At 71.9% G+C, this 1,939-nt stretch carries 1 pseudogene; it reads left to right on the top strand.

From position 1 onward, the window contains the following. Positions 1–1,939 (top strand): annotated as a pseudogene (locus tag GX015_RS08000) (beta-eliminating lyase-related protein); the annotation flags it as partial.

Below are 1,939 nucleotides of genomic sequence, written 5' to 3'. Positions count from 1 at the left end.
TCGGCGTCGTGCTGTCCAACCCGGGCACCACCGGCGAGGTCCGTGATCTGGCCGCGTCCATCGCCTCGGCGAAGGAGGCCGGCGGCCTGGTCACCGTGGCGTGCGATCTGCTGGCGCAGGTGCTCATCGCCTCGCCCGGCTCGCTGGGCGCGGACATCGCCGTCGGTTCGGCGCAGCGCTTCGGCGTCCCGCTGTTCTTCGGCGGCCCGCACGCCGGATTCATGTCCTGCACCGAGGCCCTGCAGCGCAAGCTGCCCGGCCGCTTGGTCGGCGTCTCCGTCGATGCCGACGGCGCCCCCGCCTACCGCCTGGCCCTGCAGACCCGCGAGCAGCACATCCGCCGCGACCGCGCGACGTCGAACATCTGCACCGCCCAGGCGCTGTTGGCCGTGTGCGCCGGCTTCTACGCGGTATGGCACGGCCCCGAGGGGCTGCGCGAGATCGCCGCGGCCGTCCACTCCCGCGCCGCCGCGCTGGCGTCGCTGCTCACCGACCGCGGCCTCGCGCCGGTGCACGGCACGTTCTTCGACACCATCGCCGTCGACGTCTCTGGCCGGGCCGACTCCGCCCGAGCCGGGGCCGACGTGGTGCTCGCCGGCGCCCTCGACGCAGGCTTCAACCTGTGCCGCGTCTCCGACGACGTCGTGGGCGTGTCCATCGGCGAATCCACCACCGACGCCGACGTCGCCGCGCTGGTCGCGGCCATCGCGGGCGGCGCCGCCGGAGACGACGAGCCGGCCGCGGAAGAGGTGGCGGGCGCCGTCGCAAAGCAGACCCCCGAAGCCGGGCCGCTGGCGGACCTGCTGCGCGGGGACGAGATCCTGACGCACCCGATCTTCCGCACCATCCGTTCCGAAACGCAGATGATGCGCTACCTGCGGCGGCTGTCCGACCGCGACCTGGCGCTGGACCGCACGATGATCCCGCTGGGCTCGTGCACCATGAAGCTCAACGCGGCGGTGTCGATGGAGCCGATCACGTGGCCCGAGTTCGCCGACATCCACCCGATGGTGCCCGACGACCAGGCCGCCGGCTGGCTCGAGCTCATCGCCGACCTGGAGGAGCGCCTGGCGCTGATCACCGGGTACGCGAAGGTGTCGGTGCAGCCCAATGCCGGTTCACAGGGCGAGTTCGCCGGGCTGCTGGCGATCCGCCGGTTCCACGTGTCGAACGGCGACGAGGGCCGTGACATCGTGCTCATCCCGGCGTCGGCCCACGGCACCAACGCGGCGTCGGCGGCGCTGGCGGGCCTGAAGGTCGTTGCCGTGGCCAGCGCGGACGACGGTTCGATCGACCTGGCCGACCTCGACGCGAAGCTGGCCAAGCACGGTGACGCGGTGGCGGCGATCATGATCACCTACCCGTCCACGCACGGCGTCTTCGAGGGCCACGTGCGCGAGGTCTGCGCCAAGGTCCACGCGGCCGGCGGGCAGGTCTACATCGACGGCGCGAACCTCAATGCGCTGGTCGGGCTCGCGCAGCCCGGCGAGTTCGGCGGCGACGTCTCGCACCTGAACCTGCACAAGACCTTCACCATCCCGCACGGCGGCGGTGGGCCCGGCGTCGGCCCGGTGTGCGTCGCCGAGCACCTGGTGCCCTTCCTGCCGTCCGATCCGTTGTCCGGCGAGCTGCTTTCCGACGGCGGCCTCGACGCCGTGTCCGGCCGCCCCGTTTCGGCGGCGCGCTATGGCTCGGCCGGGGTGCTGCCGATCTCGTGGACGTACATCGCGATGATGGGCGCCGAGGGCTTGGCGGAGGCGTCGCGGATGGCGCTGGTCAACGCCAATTACGTGTCGAAGGCTCTGGAGGATTCCTTCCCGACCCTCTACGTCGGCGACAACGGGCTGGTCGCCCACGAGTGCATCCTGGACGTGCGCGACCTGGCCAAAAAGTCCGGCATCACCGCCGAGGACGTGTCCAAGCGCCTGATGGACTTCGG

This window comes from Corynebacterium sp., assembly GCF_012837295.1.
In the GTDB taxonomy this organism is placed as follows: Bacteria; Actinomycetota; Actinomycetes; order Mycobacteriales; family Mycobacteriaceae; genus Corynebacterium.
This window is presented reverse-complemented; position numbering and strand designations above follow the sequence as displayed.